Below are 17,162 nucleotides of genomic sequence, written 5' to 3'. Positions count from 1 at the left end.
ACCCGCAGGGCTCAGAGCTCGAGGATCTCTTTGACAAAGGGGATGGTCAGCTTGCGCTTAGCGCGAAAGGAGGCGTTGTCGAGCTGATTGAGAGTGGTGAGCAGGGTGCGCATGTCGCGCGAGAGGCGGTTGAGCAGGAAGCGGCCCACGTCGATGGGCAGTTTGAAGCCCCGCAGCTCGGCACGCAGCTGCAGGGCACTGAGCTTGCCTTCATCGTCCAGCTCGTCGAGGTGGAAGCTAACTCCCCAGTCGAGGCGGGAGGCGAGATCCGGCAGTTGCAGCCCCAGTTTGCGTGGCGCGCTGCAACCGGTCACCACCAGGGTGCCTTCGCCCTTCTCCTGCCAACGGTTGTAAAAATCGAACAGGGCCCGCTCCCACAGCGCATTGCCGGCGATCGCCTCCAGGCTGTCGAGACAGACCAGCGGCAAGCTTTCGAGGGCGTCGAGCATGCTGGGATCCAGCTGTTCGAACTGATCGAGGGAGAGATAAGCGGCTGCGGCGTCGCGGGCATTGACCTCGGCGCAGGTAGCGTGCAGCAGATGGGAGCGGCCCGATCCCTTGGCCCCCCAGAAATAGAGGAAAGGTGAGCCCTGACCAATGGCCGCATTTTTGAGGGCGGTGATCAGATGAGCATTGTTGCCGGGATAAAAACTGACGAAGGTTTCATCATCCGGTAGTTGTACGGCTAAAGACAGTTGGGCCGGTTGCTTCACTCGTTGGGCTTTGACTGTGACATTTGCGGGCAAGTGTATCATCGCCAAGGCGGATAGAGAACCGCCCGGACGATGCCGGGCGGTGTGGATCCTCATAAAGGATCCAGGCTGCGACCATTGCTAACGAAAGCGGCTACTCCTTGGCCTGCTTGAAAAACCGCACTCTGGGCCCACGCTGGTTGTGCGCGGACAGCCAGTCAAGATCCTCGCCAGGATCAGGGCTGCGACCATTGATAGCTCAACCCCTCGGGGGTATCCGCCAGCTGGCGCAGCCGGCTCTCGAGCTGCAGCCCGCGAATGAGCTCGGCCTTGTCCCCTTGCAGGCTCAGGTTGAAGGTCACCTTGTCCCCCTCCAGTTTGCCAATCTCCACCTTGGTCACGCTGGCCATCCCCTGCAACATCTTCTGCACCGTGATCATGCCGTCGATGCCGGACAACCCCTCCACCACCAGTGTCTGGCTGGAGGCGACACCCGAGATGCGCGCCCCGTAGTTCTGCACCAGCCAGCCTGCCAGGGCATCGGCGAACGTCTGCGCCACCTCGGCCTGGGTGCCGGAGCCCTCGCCCTTGGTCAGTTCGCTCAGCTCACCGCCGGCCTTGGCCCCATAAAGGCTCCAGTCGATGCTCCACTTGCCCTCCTCCTTGCCATCGGGCGTCAGCTTGCCCAGTACCACCATCTCGGCACCATAGCGCTGGCTCGCCTTAAGAATCGGGTCGGCGAAGCGGCCCCAGACGTCGGTGGCGTTGACCGCCATGTTGTCGTCCAAGTCCATCAGCGGAATGCTGACCGGCAGCCCCATCGCCTGGGCCTGGGTTCGCAGGGCAGCGGCCCAGCCATCGCTGGACTGATCCGGCAGAATGCGCCGCTCCCCTTCATTGATCACCAGCCAGATGGCGACCTGAGGCCGAGCCGGACCCAGCAGGGCGAACCTGCTCTCGGCCACCAAGGCATTGACCTTGGCCACATCGAAATCGGCCTTGAGAAACTTCACCGGCCCCACATCCTGATAACCGTAGTGCTGCACGAACTCGCCGGGAGCCGTCAGTGCCTTGACCACCGCCGGCTGGGTCAAGATGTCACGCTTGCCGGTCACCTTGATCAGCACCTCGCCCAGAGCCTGGGACTGGGCCGCCGCCATGTCGCCGCTGGTGGGCGCCTTGCCCTGATAGAGATCGGTCACCTGGGCGGCCGACACCATGAATGACAAGCCGCAGCAGAGGGCGGTCACAACACGTTTGAGCATGAGAGGAGTCTCGAAATGGGAGATGGTGCTTATGGTAGCGGCAAGGCGCGCATGGCAGCAAGCCGGGGCGGGAGAAACAGCGGAGCCGGCGGGATGCCGGCTCCGTTTGCGCGCCTGCTGGCGCGCGATGAGGTGATCGAGGCTTACTTGGTGCCGAAGATCTTGTCGCCGGCGTCGCCCAGACCCGGGACAATGTAGCCCTTCTCGTTCAGGCCCTGGTCGATGGAGGCACAGAACAGCTCCACGTCCGGGTGAGCGGCTTCCAGCGCCTTGATGCCTTCCGGCGCGGCAACCAGCACCAGCACCTTGATGGACTGGCAACCCTTCTTCTTGAGCAGGTCGATGGTGGCGATCATGGAGCCGCCGGTGGCCAGCATGGGGTCGATGACCAGCGCCAGACGCTCTTCGATGTTGCTGACGATCTTCTCGAAGTAGGGAACCGGCTGCAGGGTCTCTTCGTCACGGTAGATACCGACCACGCTGACGCGGGCGCTCGGCATGTGCTCCAGCACGCCATCCATCATGCCCAGACCGGCACGCAGGATGGGCACGACGGTGACCTTCTTGCCCTTGATCTGGTCAACTTCCACTGGCCCATTCCAGCCATCGATGGTAACCTTCTCGGTTTCGAAGTCAGAGGTCGCTTCGTAGGTCAACAAACTGCCCACTTCCTTGGCCAGTTCACGGAAACGCTTGGTGCTGATATCGCCTTCACGCATCAGACCGATCTTGTGCTTGACCAGGGGGTGTTTGACTTCAACGACTTTCATTATTATCTCCTCTAACTGCCGCAAAAAAATCGCGGAATCATACAACAAAAGCCGCCGCTTGTAGAGCATTTCCACGCAAAAACGCGCAAACGATTTCCTTTCTGGTTTTTCACCGCCACTGTTAGAATACGCCCCGAATTTTACCCTCCACTTCTTTAAATGACGGGGAATACGCGTGACTGACAAAACCTCACTGAGCTACAAGGATGCTGGCGTGGATATCGATGCCGGCAATGCACTGGTTGAACGTATCAAGGGCGTGTCAAAGCGCACTCGTCGTCCTGAAGTCCTTGGTGGTCTTGGCGGCTTTGGGGCCTTGTGTCAAATCCCTGCGGGCTACAAGGAGCCGGTGCTGGTCTCCGGTACCGACGGGGTGGGCACCAAGCTGCGCCTCGCCATCGACCTGAAGAAGCACGACACCGTCGGCATCGATCTGGTGGCCATGTGCGTCAATGATCTGATCGTGCAGGGCGCCGAGCCCCTCTTCTTCCTCGACTACTATGCCACCGGCAAGCTGGACGTCGACACCGCCGCGGCCGTGGTCACCGGCATCGGTGCCGGCTGCGAGCAGTCCGGTTGCGCCCTGGTGGGCGGCGAGACCGCCGAGATGCCGGGCATGTATGAAGGGGAAGACTACGACATCGCCGGTTTCTGCGTCGGTGTGGTGGAGAAGAGCGAGATCATCGACGGCAGCAAGGTCGGCGAAGGAGATGCCCTGATCGCCCTGGCCGCCAGCGGCCCCCACTCCAACGGTTTCTCGCTGGTGCGCAAGATCCTGGAAGTTTCCAAGGCCGACGTGCAGCAGCCGCTGGGTGATACCACCCTGGCCAACGCCCTGCTGGAGCCGACCCGCATCTACGTGAAACCCGTGCTCAAGCTCATCAAGGAGTGCGAGATCCACGCCCTGTCCCACATCACAGGTGGCGGCTTCTGGGAGAACATCCCGCGCGTGCTGCCCGCCAACACCAAGGCGGTGATCGACGAGCAGAGCTGGCAGTGGCCGGCGGTGTTCAGCTGGCTGCAGCAGGCTGGCAACGTCACCCGCCACGAGATGTACCGCACCTTCAACTGCGGTGTCGGCATGATCATCGCCCTGCCGGCGGATCAGCTGGAAAAAGCCCTGACCCTGCTCAAGGCCGAAGGCGAGAACGCCTGGCATATCGGCCATATCGCCAAGGCGGCCGATGGTGAGGAGCAGGTCATCATTCAATGAATGACCGGATCAACAGCCAAATGACCCCCCCCATGAAACGCATATTAGTGCTGATCTCCGGCAACGGCAGCAACCTGCAGACCATCCTTGACGGCTGTGCTGGCGGCAAGATTGCCGGTCAGGTGGTCGGCGTCATCAGCAACAAAGCCGATGCCTATGGTCTGGTGCGTGCCAAAGAGGCGGGGGTGGCCACCGCCATCCTCGCCCAGCAGCAGTTTGCCAGCCGGGAGGAGTATGACGCAACTCTGTTGGCGCTGATGGCGGACTATCAGCCCGATCTGGTGGTACTGGCCGGGTTTATGCGGATCCTGAGTGCTGACCTGGTGCGACACTTTGCCGGGCGGATGATCAACATCCACCCCTCTCTGCTGCCGAAATATCAGGGGCTGCACACCCACCAGCGCGCCATCGACGCCGGCGACGACGAGCATGGCGCCAGCGTCCACTTCGTCACCGAAGAGCTCGACGGCGGCCCGGTGATCCTGCAGGCGCGCGTCCCCATCTTCGAAGAGGATGATGCCGGCGAGGTGGCGGCCCGGGTACAGGTGCAGGAGCACAGCATCTACCCGCTGGTGGTGCAGTGGTTCTGTGAAGGCCGCTTGCAGATGCGAGCAGGGTCTGCCTTGCTCGATGGCATGCAGCTTGGCCCGGCAGGCTATGCCAGCGAGTAACCGCTAACCGCAGTATTAAAATGCAACAAGGGAGGCCCAGGCCTCCCTTGTTATTTCTATCTACCAGCCCTGCGGCCACGTCCGATGACCCCGCTATGCGGCTAATCGAACCTACACCGGATTGTCGATATCGATAAAGGTGACATCCAGCCCGTGCACCGTCGCCAGCCACTCCCCCAGCGCCTTGACGCCGTAACGCTCGGTGGCGTGGTGACCCGCGGCGTAGAAGTGCATCCCCATCTCGCGGGCGGTGTGGATGGTCTGCTCGGAGGCTTCACCGGAAATAAAGGCATCGATGCCCTGCTCCGCCGCCAGATTGATGTAGCTCTGGCCGCCGCCGGTGCACCAAGCCACCGAGCGGATAAGCTCGGGGCCACTGTCGCCGCAATGGAGCGGTTCACGGCCAAGCCGCTCGGCAATCAGCTTGGCAAAATCGCTGCCGCTCATGGGCTCTTCCAGCTTGCCCACCATGGCGACGCTCTTGCTGTTCCAGGGCTCGAGGCCACGACGCACCTTGATGTCGAGCAGCTTGGCGAGCTGGGCGTTGTTGCCCACCTCGGGATGCACGTCCAGCGGCAGGTGGTAGGCAAACAAGTTGATGTCGTGGGTCAAGAGGGTCTTGATGCGGCGCTGTTTCATGCCGGTGATCTGGGCCGGCTCACCGCTCCAGAAGTAGCCGTGATGAACCAGGATGGCGTCAGCATCGGCGGCCACGGCCGCATCGATCAGGGCTTGGCTGGCGGTGACACCGGTCACCACCTTGCGAATGCGCTCACGCCCCTCCACCTGCAGGCCATTGGGGCAGTAATCCTTGATGGCATGCGGTTCGAGCAGATGGTTGAGTACGGTTTCGAGTTTTCGATGAGAGATCATAGGGGTCCCTTATAAAGGCGCCGACCCCTGTGCTGCGATGCAGACAGGAATCGGGCTCATAACGCCGAGGCCCCATGATAATCGAGGCCGGCCGCCAAGACCATGATGCCTCCCGCACTGCGGTCCATGGCCGGGCCCGAGTGGTATCAGGCCGGCAAGTCGATCCCCGCCTCGCGCATCTGGGCCAGCTTGTAGCGCAGGGTGCGCGGGCTGATGCCGAGCCGGTCGGCCACCGCCTTGCGGCTGCCGTTGCAATCCTGCAGGGTGTCGAGAATGATCTGGTGCTCCTGCTGCTTGAGCTCGCTGCCCAGGTGTTCGCTGCCGCTGCTGCGCTCACTGCCGACAAGGCGGATCTCTTCTTCCTCCACCTCTTCCAGGATCAGGTGCTCACAGCCGATGAGGCCATCCGGGCTCAGAATGAGGGCCCGCTGCACCACGTTGTCGAGCTCGCGCACGTTGCCGGGCCAGGGGTGAGCCAGCAGCCGCTCGCGAGCGGGCTCGGTCAGCTGTGGCGTCGGCAGTCCCTGCTGACCGGCATGCAGCGCCAGCAGGTGCTCCGCCAGCGGCAGTATGTCGCCGGGACGCTCCCACAGCGCCGTCCAGCGCAGCGGGAAGACATTGAGGCGGTAGTAGAGATCCTCGCGAAACAGTCCGTCCTGCACCGCTTTCTTCAAATCCCGGTTGCTGGTGGCGATGACCCGCACGTCGAGCGGGATCATCTTGCGACTGCCAAGCCGCTCCACCTCTTTCTCCTGCAATACCCGCAGCAGCTTGGCTTGCAGCCCCAGATCCATCTCGGTGATCTCGTCGAGCAGCAGGGTCCCCCCTGGGCCTGCTCGAACTTGCCGGGGCAGCCCTGTACCGCGCCGGTAAAGGCCCCCTTCTCATAGCCGAACAGGGTCGCCTCCAGCATGTTCTCCGGAATGGCGGCGCAGTTGATGGCGACGAAGGTCTGCTCGGCACGGCTGGAATTATCGTGGATGTAGCGGGCCAGCACCTCTTTGCCCGTCCCGCTCGGACCGGTCACCATCACGGTGGCCTCGCTTCTGGCCACCCGGGTCGCCAGCTGGAACAGCTCGGCGGTCTTGGGATCGCCGTAAACCACGGCCCGCTTCTCCACCTTCTGGGCCGGCACATAACGGCTGACCTGGTTGAGCAGCACCTCGGGCGAGAAGGGCTTGGCCAGGTAATCGATGGCGCCTTCGCGCATGGCGCGCACAGCCCCGTCGATGTTGGCGTAGGCGGTCATCAACAGCACCGGCACCTGGGGATATTGCTGACGAATGTTGGCCAGCAGGGTCAGGCCATCCATGCCCCCCATCTGGATATCCGAGATCACCATGTCGAAGCTCTGGCGTGACAGGGCCAGCAAAGCCCGCTCCCCACTGTCCACCTCGCGGCACTCATAGCCGCCGAGCAACAGGGTGTCCACCAGCGCTTCGCGCAGGCCATTGTCATCTTCCACTACCAGGATCCGGGCCTGAGTCATGCTACACCTCCCACCACAGCCAACCTGGCCGCTGCAATATTCATTTCCACGAGCCTGACGCTCATGCTACACCCCCCAGCTGCACCGCTTGCTGGTGCAGGGGGAACGACAGGGTAAAACAGGTCCCCTCACCGGGTACCGAGGCCACGCTGACCTCGCCCTGATGGGCACGGACCACGGATTGCACCACCGCCAGCCCAAGGCCGGTGCCCTGGGAGCGGGTGGTGAAGAAGGGTTCGAAAATCTGGCTCAGCAGGTGAGCGGGCATCCCCTTGCCGTTGTCGAGAATGCGCAGCTCCACCCGGGTGCCGCTGCGCACCGCGCTCACCAGAAGCGACGTGGCGCCGGCCTGCTGGGCATTGGCAATGAGGTTGTTGACCGCCCCCGCCAGTGCGCTGCTGTTGGCCAGCAGGCAGAGATCGGGCTCCGGTGCCTCCATGTGCAGCTCACAGCCCTGCTGGCTGCAAAATGCCTCGGCGCCGGCCTGCACCTCGGCCAGCAACCCCTGCACCGACGTCGGGGTCACCACCTGGTTGTCGCCGTTGCGGGCAAACAGCAGGATGTCGCTGATCTGTTTCTCAAGATCCTGCAGGCGCGCCATCAGCTTTTGCTGGAACTGGCTGCGGGATTCAGGTTTGAGGGTGCGGTTGGCCAGGTTGGCGGCATAGAGCATGGCGGCGGAGAGCGGCGTGCGGATTTGGTGGGCCAGCGAGGCGGCCATGTTGCCAAGGGCGGACAACCGCTTCATGTGGTTGATGCGATCTTGCAGCTGGCGGGTTTCGGTCAGATCGTTGATGAACACCAGCTGGCCCGGCTGATCCGGCAGCGGCTGGGTCGACAGCTGGACCCGGCGCCCATCGCGCAGGGAAATTTCGTGGCCGTCATCCTCGCGGGGCTGGAAACAGCGGTCGATGATCTGGCGCCAGGCCTGGCCTTCCAGCGGCTCTCCCAATAGCGCCTTGGCGGCCGGGTTGGCGCGGGTGATCCGGCCCTCGCCATCGAGCAGCAAGACACCGGTAGGCAGCGCCGTGAAGATGGCGTAAAGCTGGCTCACCTCGTGAGACTGGAGCGGGGTATCCTGCGGCTGGGCTGTCATAAAGCTGACCTCAAACTGGCGACTAAGTCAGCTTATTCAATTTCCATGCCACTAAAATTCACATATAAAATCAAAGCTTTGAAGCGAGGCGTCAAGGCTTTGACCCTTATGCTTCCTTGCTCATCCCGTATTTTTTCATCTTCTCCACCAGGGTGGTACGGCGCATGCCGAGCAGGTCGGCGGCGCGGGCCACCACCCCGTCCTGGGACTCCAGCGCCTGGCGGATCAGCTCCACCTCCAGGTCGGCCAGCATCTCCTTGAGGTTGACCCCCTCCTCAGGCAGCTGCATGGCGCGGGCGTGGCTGGCGGGCAGATCCAGCTCGGGCGGATCCTGGAACACGGCGGCCAGCGCATCGCGCTCGTCCATCTCGGTCAGCCGCTCGTCCCGCGGCTCGCACGGCAGCAACCGATAGCGGCTCGGTAAGTCAGCCACGTCGACGATCTGCTGCGGGTAGAGGATGAGCAGCCGCTCCAGCAGGTTGGAGAGCTCGCGCACGTTGCCGGGCCAGGGGTACTGCATCAGGGACTCCATGGCGCGCTGGGTCAGGCGGATCATCCCCTGATGCAGCTCGGCATGGCGGTTGAGCAACTCCTGCAGCAGCAGCGGGATATCGTCGGCCCGCTCCCGCAGCGGCGGGGTCTCGATGGGGAAGACGTTGAGGCGATAGTAGAGATCTTCGCGAAAACCCTGGGTACGGATCATCGCCTCCAGATCCCGGTGGGTGGCCGCGATGATGCGCACATCCGCCTGGATGGGCTTGCCGCCGCCAACCCGATCAAACAACCGCTCCTGCAGCACCCGCAGCAGTTTGACCTGCATCGGCAGCGGCATGTCGCCGATCTCGTCGAGAAACAGGGTGCCCCCCTGCGCCAGCTCGAAGCGGCCGCGCCGGGCCGCGATGGCACCGGTGAAGGCCCCCTTCTCATGGCCGAACAGTTCGCTTTCCAGCAGCTCAGCCGGAATGGCGCCGCAGTTGATGGGCACGAAGGGGCCCTGGCTTCGGCCGGACAGTTCATGAATGGCACGGGCCACCACCTCCTTGCCGGTACCCGATTCGCCGAGGATCAGCACGTTGGCATCGGTCTCAGCCACCTGGCTGATGAGCCGACGCACCTCCTGGATCCCCTTGCCCTTGCCCACCAGCAGGCGCAGCAGCGCCTGCCCCTTGTCGTGGGTCTGTTGACGAGGATGGAGGGAGACGAAGGCCTGGCAAAAGTGCAGATGGCGGGTCAGGGATTCGTAGGTGAAAGGCGCCTCGGCCACCCCGATGAAGTTGCTGTTGGGGAAGTCGGCCTCCACCAGCGACAGGAAAGGCACCCGGGGGAATCCGGTCAGCAGCTCGCCCAGCGGGCGGCCGTTGAGGGAACCGGTCAACACCCCCTGCAGCGGGCCGGATGACTCGATGGCCACATCCAGATCGCCCTCGGCAACGTCCTGCCAGGGGATCCCCATGAACGAGAGAACTGTCCCCAACTGCTGGCGCCGCTGCGCATCGGCGTCAACAATCAACACTCCCATTGCCATCATATCCATCCCTCTTATTTTCGACGTAACTTATTGTTTTATTGTGCTTATGTGGTCAAACCACGCACTTTATGCAGGATGCACAAAGTGCCAAAATTCCGACGCATTGTCAAAATTTGTCGCATTTCACCTAAGTTTATCGACCCAACGGCGCAACAAGATAAATTTTGTCGCCTCTTTTTTTGGGTATGGTGGGCGGGCAGCGGGCAAGCAAGAGAGGCAGAAACACGAGCAGGTGCGCCTGTTTGCGGCCAATAACAGGCCGCAAACAGGCGGTGAGGATCAATGGCGGGCGTGAGTATGGGGTGCGGCGTAGCGACACTCGGGGAAGCGGCTGCAGGCCAGGAACAACCGGCCGGCATGGGGGCCCTTCTTGGCTTCCCGTTCCACCAGCGGCGCATCACAGCGCGGGCAGTGCGGCACCTGATGGGGATGCTCGTCGTCTTCCTCCTCCACCTCGGCAAATAGATTGTCCACCAGCTCGGCGTCGGCCGCCGGCAGCGGTGCACTGCGCGGTGATACGATCGCCTTGATGGGGGCCACGGCCGGGGCACGACCGCCATGGCGAGGCTCTTCCACCTCGACCCGATCCAGCTGCAGGGGGCTGAAGGTGGGCTCGCGGCGATCCCCTGGCAGCAGATCCTCATCCGGAGCACGGCGGGGGCCGCTTAGCAGCGGCAGGATCTGTTCGCGCAGCTCTTCGACCTGATAATGGCTGCTTGCCGGGATCTGCAGCAGCGGCAGACCGGCGCTGTCAAAAGCGGCCTTGAGGAAACTGTCGCGCACCTTGCGCTTCTGGTGGCGATGGGAGCTGTCATCGAGCTCGATGGCGCAGATGAAGGAGAGATCGGAGGGGTGGCAGAGCAGATAGTCCACGTGCTTGGCGCTGATCTTGTTGAACGCCTGCTGCCACTTGCTCTTGCTCATGCCCGCCTCCGGCGTCAGCACATCGGCCACCCGCACCTTGGCAAAGACCCGGGCCTGGTCGCCGACCGCCAGATCCAGCACGCCGAGGAAGGAGCGCTCGGCGGGGCTGAACAGGGTCTCCTGCAGATCATAGGGCAGCGCCTTGCCCTTCTTGCCCCTGCTCCAGAAGATCGCCAGCAGCAGCAACACCAACAACACCAATCCCGATACGACAAGGCTATTCATACGCGCACATCCCGTTCACAAGAGCTATCCGGTTCACAATACAAAACAGGGGCATCACTCTACCACGGTGCAGCGGGCGCAGGCAGTGCAGAAATGGCGCTAACCCCCTCCCGGCGGCGCTTTTTCGCCATATTTGCGGTGGGCGGGGCTTCATATGGCCTGTGACAGCAGGCACAATGCTACGGAGTACCCATTTTCCAAGGAGAGCAGGATGCAAAAGCAATTGGTCGTGACCGTGATAGGCGCTGACAAGCCCGGTATCGTCGAGAGTCTGGCGGACGTCATCACCCACCAGCAGGGCAACTGGCTGGCCAGCTCCATGAGCGAGCTGGCGGGACAATTTGCCGGCATCCTGCACGTGAGTGTGCCTGACGAACACTACCGCAGCCTGTGCGAGGCGCTGGTGATGCTGCCCGGTCTCACCGTCAGCTTCGCCGAAGGTCAGCTCAGCCAGGAACCGGAACGGCAGGTGATGGTCAGCGTCACCGGCAACGACCGGGCCGGCATCGTCCACGAGGTGGCCAGCATCCTGCGCCAGCTCAACATCAACGTGGCCGACCTCACCACCGGCTGCGAACCGGCCCCCCACTCCGGCGCCCCGCTCTTCTACGCCCATGCCCTGGTGGCGCTGCCGCCCCGACTCGAACTGGGGGATCTCATCAGCGCGCTGGAGTCGCTGTCGGACGATCTGGTGGTCGACATCGATCAAGCCATCATCGACTGAGCGGATGGTCATCAATCTGTCATATTTCCACGCCATAACTGCCGCGCAGACGCGACCTGAAACAGAGGCACAAGATGAGCACCGACAAGCAGTATGAAGACAAAGAGCTGAGCTGGCTCTCATTCAATGAACGGGTGTTGCAAGAGGCAATGGACAAGACGGTGCCCCTCATCGAGCGGGTCCGTTTTCTGGGGATCTTCTCTTCCAACCAGGATGAGTTCTTCAAGGTGCGGGTGTCGGACGTCAAGCGCCGCATCCTGATCAACGAAGTGCACGGCGGCGACGACGAGGCCAAGGTGCTGCTGCGCGCTATCCAGCAGAAGGTGATGGCGCTCGGCGAGGCGTTCGACAACACCTACAAGGAGCTGTTGATCGCGCTAGCCCGCCACAACATCTTCCTGGTCAACGAGTACCAGCTCTCCGAGTCCATCCAGCAGTGGCTGCGGGTCTTCTTCAAGGAGAAGGTGCTGCGCCACATCATCCCGATCCTGCTCAACAAAGAGGTCAACCCGGTCAAGTTCCTGAAAGACGAGTACACCTATCTGGCCATAGAGATGAAGAAGAACGGGCAGGTGATCCAGTACGCGCTGGTGGAGGTACCGACCGACGATCTGCCCCGCTTCTTCCAGCTGCCGCCGGAAGGGACCCGTCGCAAGAAGCAGATCATCATCCTCGACAACGTCATCCGCTTCTGTCTCGACGAGATCTTCAAGGGCTTCTTCGACTACGACGAGATAGCCGCCTACGCGGTCAAGCTGACCCGGGATGCCGAATACGATCTCTCCGACCAGCTGGACTTGAGCCTGGTGGACAAGATGAGTGACGGCTTGAAGCAGCGTCTCACCGCCATGCCGGTGCGCTTCGTCTACGAGCGGGAGATGCCGGCTGCGATGATAAGCTTCCTGAAGCTCAAGCTGCAGATCAGCTCCTACGACGCCATCATGCCGGGCGGCCGTTATCACAATTTCAAGGATTTCATCGGCTTCCCCAACGTGGGCCGGGACTATCTGGAAAACCCCAAGCTGCCGGCGCTGGATTGCCGTGATTTTGACGGCTTCGTCAACGCCTTCGACGCCATCACCAAGCAGGACATACTGCTCTACTACCCGTACCACAAGTTTCACCACTTCACCGAGCTGGTGCGTCAGGCGGCGTTCGATCCGGCGGTCAGCGCCATTCGCATCAATATCTACCGGGTAGCCAAGAAGTCGCGCATCATCCACTCTCTCATCGACGCCGCCAACAACGGCAAGAAGGTGACCGTGGTGGTAGAGCTGCGCGCCCGCTTCGACGAGGCGGCCAACATCGACTGGGCCAACATCCTGACCGATGCCGGCGTCAAGGTGGTGTTCGGAGTGCCGAGCCTCAAAATCCACTCCAAGCTCTGCCTCATCACCCGCCACGAGCAGGGTGAGGCGGTGCGCTACGCCCACATCGGCACCGGCAACTTCAACGAGAAGACGGCGAAGATCTATACCGACTTCTCCCTGCTGACCCGTCACCCAGACATCACCGCCGAGGTGGAGGGGGTGTTCGAGTACATCGAATACCCCTATCGGCGCTACAAGTTCAACCACCTGCTGGTCTCCCCCATCAACAGCCGCCGCCAGCTCTACCGGCTCATCGACAATGAACTGGCCAACGCCAAGGCGGGCCAGCCGAGTGGCATCACCCTCAAGATCAACAACCTGGTGGACAAGGATCTGATCAACCGGCTCTATGCCGCCGGTCAGGCCGGGGTGCCCATCCAGATGATCATCCGCGGCATGTGTGCCCTGCGTCCGGGCGTGCCGGGCCTCAGTGACAACATCAGGGTGATCAGCATCATCGACCGCTTCCTTGAGCACCCGCGGGTGATGGTGTTCCACAACAAGGGCAATCCCCAGCTCTATATCTCCAGCGCCGACTGGATGAGCCGCAACATCGACGGCCGCATCGAGGTGGGCACCCCCATCTATGACGAGCGGCTCAAGCAGCGCATCCTCGACATTCTCGAGCTACAACTGAGTGACACCTGCAAGGCGCGGGTCATCGATGCCGACCAGAAGAACGAGTACGTGAAGCGGGGCAACCGCCGCAAGATCCGTTCCCAGGTCGCGATTTACGACTACCTCAAACGCATAGAGTCAAACAATGGACAATAGCCTGTACGCCGCCGTGGATCTCGGCTCGAACAGCTTTCACATGGTCATCGCCCGCCTCACCGAAGGACGGCTGCAGATCGTCGATCGGATAAAAGAGCGGGTCCGGCTGGCAGAAGGGATGGACGGCCAGCGCCGCATGTCTGCCGAAGCCATGACCCGGGGCCTCGATTGCCTCGCCCTGTTTGCCGAGCGGCTGACCAACATCAAGCCGGATCAGATCCGCATCGCCGGCACCTATACCCTGCGCCGAGCCAGCAACGCTCGCGACTTCGTGCGCGAGGCGGCCAAGGTGCTCAACCACCCCATCGAGATCATCAGCGGCCAGGAAGAGGCGCGCCTCATCTATCAGGGGGTCGCCCATACCCAGCACATCGAAGGCCAGGTACTGGTGGTGGACATTGGCGGCGGCAGCACCGAGCTCATCATCGGCGAGGGCTTCGATCACAAGGCGCTCACCAGCCGCAAGATGGGGTGCGTCAGCTTCACCCAGAGCTTCTTTGCCAACGGCAAGCTGAGCGAAAAAGCCTTCAACAATGCCGTGCTGGAAGCCCAGCACCAGCTCGCCCCCATCATCAACCAGTACCGCAAGCTGGGATGGCAGAGCTGTCTCGGCAGCTCCGGCTCCATTCGCACCGTGCGCGATGTGTTGCAGGGGGAAGAGTGGACCGATGGCGCCATCACCCTGGCCGGGCTGGAGCGGCTCAAGCAGGAGATGATCAGGCACAAGCGAGTCAGCGATCTCAAGCTGGCCGGCCTCACCGAGGAGCGTCAGGAGGTGTTTGCCGCCGCGGTGGCCATCCTGCTCGGGCTCTTCACCTCCCTGCCCATCGAGCGGATGGACTATTCCGATGGCGCCCTGCGTGAGGGGCTGCTGTACGAGTTCGAGGAGCGCCTGCAGCATCACGACATCCGCGAGCGCACTGCCCTGGCGCTCTCCACCCACTATCGCATCGACAAGCGTCAAGCTGGCCGGGTCGAACAGAGCGTGCTGACCCTGTTCGATCTGCTCAGCGGCCCCTGGGAGATGCCGGAGGAGCCCTATCGCGCCATCCTCGGCTGGGCGGCGCGACTGCACGAGATCGGCCTTGCCATCAACTACAGCGGCATTCACCGCCACTCCGCTTATATCCTGCAGCACACCGACCTGCCCGGCTTCAACCAGGACGATCAGGCCCTGCTGGCCGCGCTGGTGCGCTTTCACCGCAAGGGGCTCAAGCTCTCCGAGCTCCCTTCTCTGCCCAACCACGACGAACAGACGGTGCTGCGCTGCATCCGCATCCTGCGCCTCGCGGTTGCCGCCCACCACAGGCGCCAGGACAACCTGCTGCCCGATTGGCATGTGCAGGCCGCTGGCGATCAGCTGGTGGTCACTCTGCCACTGGACTGGTGCGACGAGAACAAGTTGCTGATGCAGAATCTGGAGAAGGAGCACCGCTACTGTCAGGAACAGGGCTGGCCACTGCTGTTCCAGCTCGGCTGACTCTTAGTTACCCAGAAATAAAAAAGCCGCCTCCACAGGCGGCTTTTTCATGCGGTTACCCGGTTATTGTTCCGGCAGGTTCAGATCCAATTTGGCTTCCGGCTTGGCGCTTTCGTTCTCGGCCTTCTGCGCCGCCATCGCTTTTTTCAGTGCTCGCCGCTTTTGCAGCAAGATGAAACCGACACCGCCCAGCAAGACCAGCAGGATGCCGACCCCACCCAGCAACCAGATCAGCCAGCCGCTGCTCTGTTCTTCCTCGAATTTTACCTGATTGGGCACTGCAGCCGAGGTTTCAGAAGCAGCAGAGGCCGCCGATGGCTCAACCGCCAGCACCGGGAAGATATTGAACGATTTCACCGGCAGCGTGACTTGGATCTCGCGGCCCAGCCGGGTGGTGCCAAACAGGGTGGCAGTCACCTCATACTGGCCAACCTCCTTGATGGCGGAGAGATCCACTTCCACCCGGGGTTCGGTCGCCACCGCATTGAACGCCATGCTGGCTCCCACCGTGTTTGTCGCCTTGCCCTCAATGACCACGGAGGCCGGATCCAGCTCATCGGCATCGATCAGGAAGGAGAGTTTGGCGCCAAACTCCTGCGAGGGAGGCGCCAGGGTATAGCTGACCGGCAACGGGTAGATCAGCACATCCTGGTAGCGAGCGCGGGAGAACACCTGATTGCCCGTGCTGTACATGGCCCGGTATTTTCCCGCAGCCACATCCAGCACCGCCTCGGCGGTCATGATGCCGTCACCCGGCACCTCGTCGAGCCCCTTGCCATCGTCACGATAGTGGCCGAGCACTTCGTCAACGATGGGCTCACCCTCCTGCTTGGCGTCGTTGAAACGCTGCAATCGCACCGTCATGCCAAGGTCGGTCAGGTAATAACCCGCCTTGGGTGGTGCATCGTCGATCAGCAGCCAAGACTTGAGCTTGACCCTTTCCCCCTGATAGAGCTGGGTCGGCAGTTGCTCGGTTTCCAGCCTGATGTTCGACAGCAGGCGCACCCGGTTATCCGGGTCCACCTCGCCGATGGCCTGCCAGGGGCCCGGCATAGGATCACGAATGGTGATGAGATCCTGATCCTTGAGCGCCAGCCAGCCCACATCGGGGGGCGTCACCTTGCCCACATAGAGCTTGCTGCCGTCCGGACGCACCAGGATCACCGACGGGGTACCCGGCTTGCGCGTCACGATGAAGGTGATCTCTTTCACGCCGTAATCGATGCGAAAGCGATTGTCGAGCAGGGGAATGTCGGAGGGGGCAAACACCTCGTTGGCCGAGGCCGTCAGCGAGGCCAATAACAGCAGGCCACTCCATAGCTTGCTCATTGCCGCCACAGGCAGGCTCCTCCCTTTTTCTGCACCAGATCCAGCCGCGCTTCGTGCACCGCCTCAATCTCGGCGCTGGCACGGATCACCTTGAGCGGTGGGCGATTGCTCTCCAGCCGGCGGATGCTGGTATCCTGATTGCTCTCATTCTCACTGCTCTCAGTAGCCAGATTCAACTTGGTCTGGCCACCCGTCATCAGCAGGTAGACGTCCGCCAGGATCTCCGCATCGAGCAAAGCCCCGTGCAGGGTACGGTGCGAGTTGTCGATGCCGTAGCGATCGCACAGCACATCGAGGTTGTTGCGCTTGCCCGGAAACAGGTCCCGCGCCATCGCCAAGGTATCCGTGATGCCGCAGATGTCGGCAGTCTTGAAATTGAGGCCGAGCTTGCCGAACTCATAGTCCATGAAGCTCACGTCAAACGGCGCGTTGTGGGCAATCAGCTCGGCACCGCGGATGAACTCGATGAACTCGTCGGCGATCTGGCTGAACGACGGCTTGTCACGCAGGAACTCGTCGGTGATGCCGTGCACCTGGATGGCCTCGGGGTCCACCAGCCGATCCGGCTTGATGTAGACGTGGAAGTGGTTACCGGTCAGCTTGCGGTTGATCACCTCCACACAGCCGATCTCGATGATGCGGTGTCCCAGATAGACGGGGCCACCGGCGGTGTTCATACCTGTGGTTTCAGTATCCAGAATGATCTGGCGATTCAGTTGGGGTGTGTTCATGATCCAAT

The 17,162-nt window shown here is 62.1% G+C and carries 14 protein-coding genes and 1 pseudogene; 5 read left to right on the top strand and 10 right to left on the bottom strand.

Going from position 1 to position 17,162, the window contains the following annotated elements:
• Positions 1 to 11 precede the first annotated feature (11 nt).
• From hda to upp, 3 genes are all read right to left on the bottom strand, one after another.
• Positions 12 to 713 (bottom strand): DnaA inactivator Hda, encoded by a 702-nt coding sequence (gene hda / locus ACPDZI_RS07415; protein WP_016351307.1) that lies wholly within the window; start codon positions 711 to 713, stop codon positions 12 to 14.
• Between the two features lie 215 nt (positions 714 to 928).
• Complete coding sequence (locus tag ACPDZI_RS07410; RefSeq protein WP_438834272.1) at positions 929 to 1,957, bottom strand: DUF2066 domain-containing protein; 1,029 nt, start codon at positions 1,955 to 1,957, stop codon at positions 929 to 931.
• Between the two features lie 143 nt (positions 1,958 to 2,100).
• On the bottom strand, positions 2,101 to 2,727 hold the full coding sequence (gene upp, locus ACPDZI_RS07405; RefSeq protein ID WP_005302745.1) for a uracil phosphoribosyltransferase: 627 nt from the start codon (positions 2,725 to 2,727) through the stop codon (positions 2,101 to 2,103).
• Between the two features lie 175 nt (positions 2,728 to 2,902).
• Between upp and purM the strand changes: the two genes are divergently transcribed.
• Both purM and purN read left to right on the top strand, forming a co-directional pair.
• Positions 2,903 to 3,940 carry a phosphoribosylformylglycinamidine cyclo-ligase gene (gene purM, locus ACPDZI_RS07400; RefSeq protein ID WP_073350871.1) on the top strand — a complete coding sequence of 346 codons (1,038 nt, stop codon included), beginning with the start codon at positions 2,903 to 2,905 and terminating at the stop codon, positions 3,938 to 3,940.
• A 32-nt stretch (positions 3,941 to 3,972) separates the two neighbouring features.
• On the top strand, positions 3,973 to 4,611 hold the full coding sequence (gene purN, locus ACPDZI_RS07395) for a phosphoribosylglycinamide formyltransferase (protein WP_438834271.1): 639 nt from the start codon (positions 3,973 to 3,975) through the stop codon (positions 4,609 to 4,611).
• Between the two features lie 111 nt (positions 4,612 to 4,722).
• Here purN and ACPDZI_RS07390 read toward each other — a convergent pair whose 3' ends face one another.
• From ACPDZI_RS07390 to ACPDZI_RS07370, 5 genes and pseudogenes are all read right to left on the bottom strand, one after another.
• Positions 4,723 to 5,484: a Nif3-like dinuclear metal center hexameric protein gene (locus ACPDZI_RS07390; protein WP_016351311.1), complete on the bottom strand. Its 762-nt coding sequence runs from the start codon at positions 5,482 to 5,484 to the stop codon at positions 4,723 to 4,725.
• 146 nt (positions 5,485 to 5,630) lie between these two features.
• Positions 5,631 to 6,973 (bottom strand): annotated as a pseudogene (locus tag ACPDZI_RS07385) (sigma-54-dependent transcriptional regulator).
• A 61-nt stretch (positions 6,974 to 7,034) separates the two neighbouring features.
• Positions 7,035 to 8,069 (bottom strand): sensor histidine kinase, encoded by a 1,035-nt coding sequence (locus ACPDZI_RS07380; protein ID WP_024944839.1) that lies wholly within the window; start codon positions 8,067 to 8,069, stop codon positions 7,035 to 7,037.
• A 106-nt stretch (positions 8,070 to 8,175) separates the two neighbouring features.
• Positions 8,176 to 9,597, bottom strand: coding sequence for a sigma-54 dependent transcriptional regulator (locus ACPDZI_RS07375; RefSeq protein WP_029303977.1), 1,422 nt, complete (start codon positions 9,595 to 9,597; stop codon positions 8,176 to 8,178).
• Positions 9,598 to 9,876: 279 nt separating this feature from the next.
• A complete protein-coding gene (locus ACPDZI_RS07370; protein WP_029299824.1) occupies positions 9,877 to 10,746 on the bottom strand; it encodes a DUF2726 domain-containing protein in 870 nt (289 codons plus the stop codon).
• Positions 10,747 to 10,957: 211 nt separating this feature from the next.
• Between ACPDZI_RS07370 and ACPDZI_RS07365 the strand changes: the two genes are divergently transcribed.
• The 3 genes from ACPDZI_RS07365 to ppx all read left to right on the top strand — a co-directional run bounded on the left by ACPDZI_RS07365 (position 10,958) and on the right by ppx (position 15,094).
• Complete coding sequence (locus ACPDZI_RS07365) at positions 10,958 to 11,470, top strand: glycine cleavage system protein R (RefSeq protein WP_016351315.1); 513 nt, start codon at positions 10,958 to 10,960, stop codon at positions 11,468 to 11,470.
• A gap of 74 nt (positions 11,471 to 11,544) precedes the next feature.
• Positions 11,545 to 13,614, top strand: coding sequence for a polyphosphate kinase 1 (gene ppk1, locus ACPDZI_RS07360; RefSeq protein WP_076361344.1), 2,070 nt, complete (start codon positions 11,545 to 11,547; stop codon positions 13,612 to 13,614).
• Positions 13,604 to 15,094 (top strand): exopolyphosphatase, encoded by a 1,491-nt coding sequence (gene ppx / locus ACPDZI_RS07355; RefSeq protein WP_438834270.1) that lies wholly within the window; start codon positions 13,604 to 13,606, stop codon positions 15,092 to 15,094. The genes ppk1 and ppx overlap by 11 nt, the downstream gene beginning before the upstream one ends.
• 63 nt (positions 15,095 to 15,157) lie before the next feature.
• On the opposite strand, the gene ACPDZI_RS07350 is transcribed toward ppx, so the two are convergent.
• A complete protein-coding gene (locus ACPDZI_RS07350; protein ID WP_438834269.1) occupies positions 15,158 to 16,423 on the bottom strand; it encodes a TIGR03503 family protein in 1,266 nt (421 codons plus the stop codon).
• Positions 16,420 to 17,154, bottom strand: coding sequence for a DNA polymerase III subunit epsilon (gene dnaQ, locus ACPDZI_RS07345; RefSeq protein WP_011705465.1), 735 nt, complete (start codon positions 17,152 to 17,154; stop codon positions 16,420 to 16,422). Before dnaQ ends, ACPDZI_RS07350 begins: the two co-directional genes overlap by 4 nt.
• Positions 17,155 to 17,162 lie beyond the last annotated feature (8 nt).

Source organism: Aeromonas oralensis, from assembly GCF_049665575.1.
GTDB classification, from domain to species: Bacteria; Pseudomonadota; Gammaproteobacteria; order Enterobacterales; family Aeromonadaceae; genus Aeromonas; species Aeromonas hydrophila.
The sequence above is the reverse complement of the archived record's forward strand: the minus strand, read 5'-3'. Positions and strand labels throughout refer to the sequence as shown.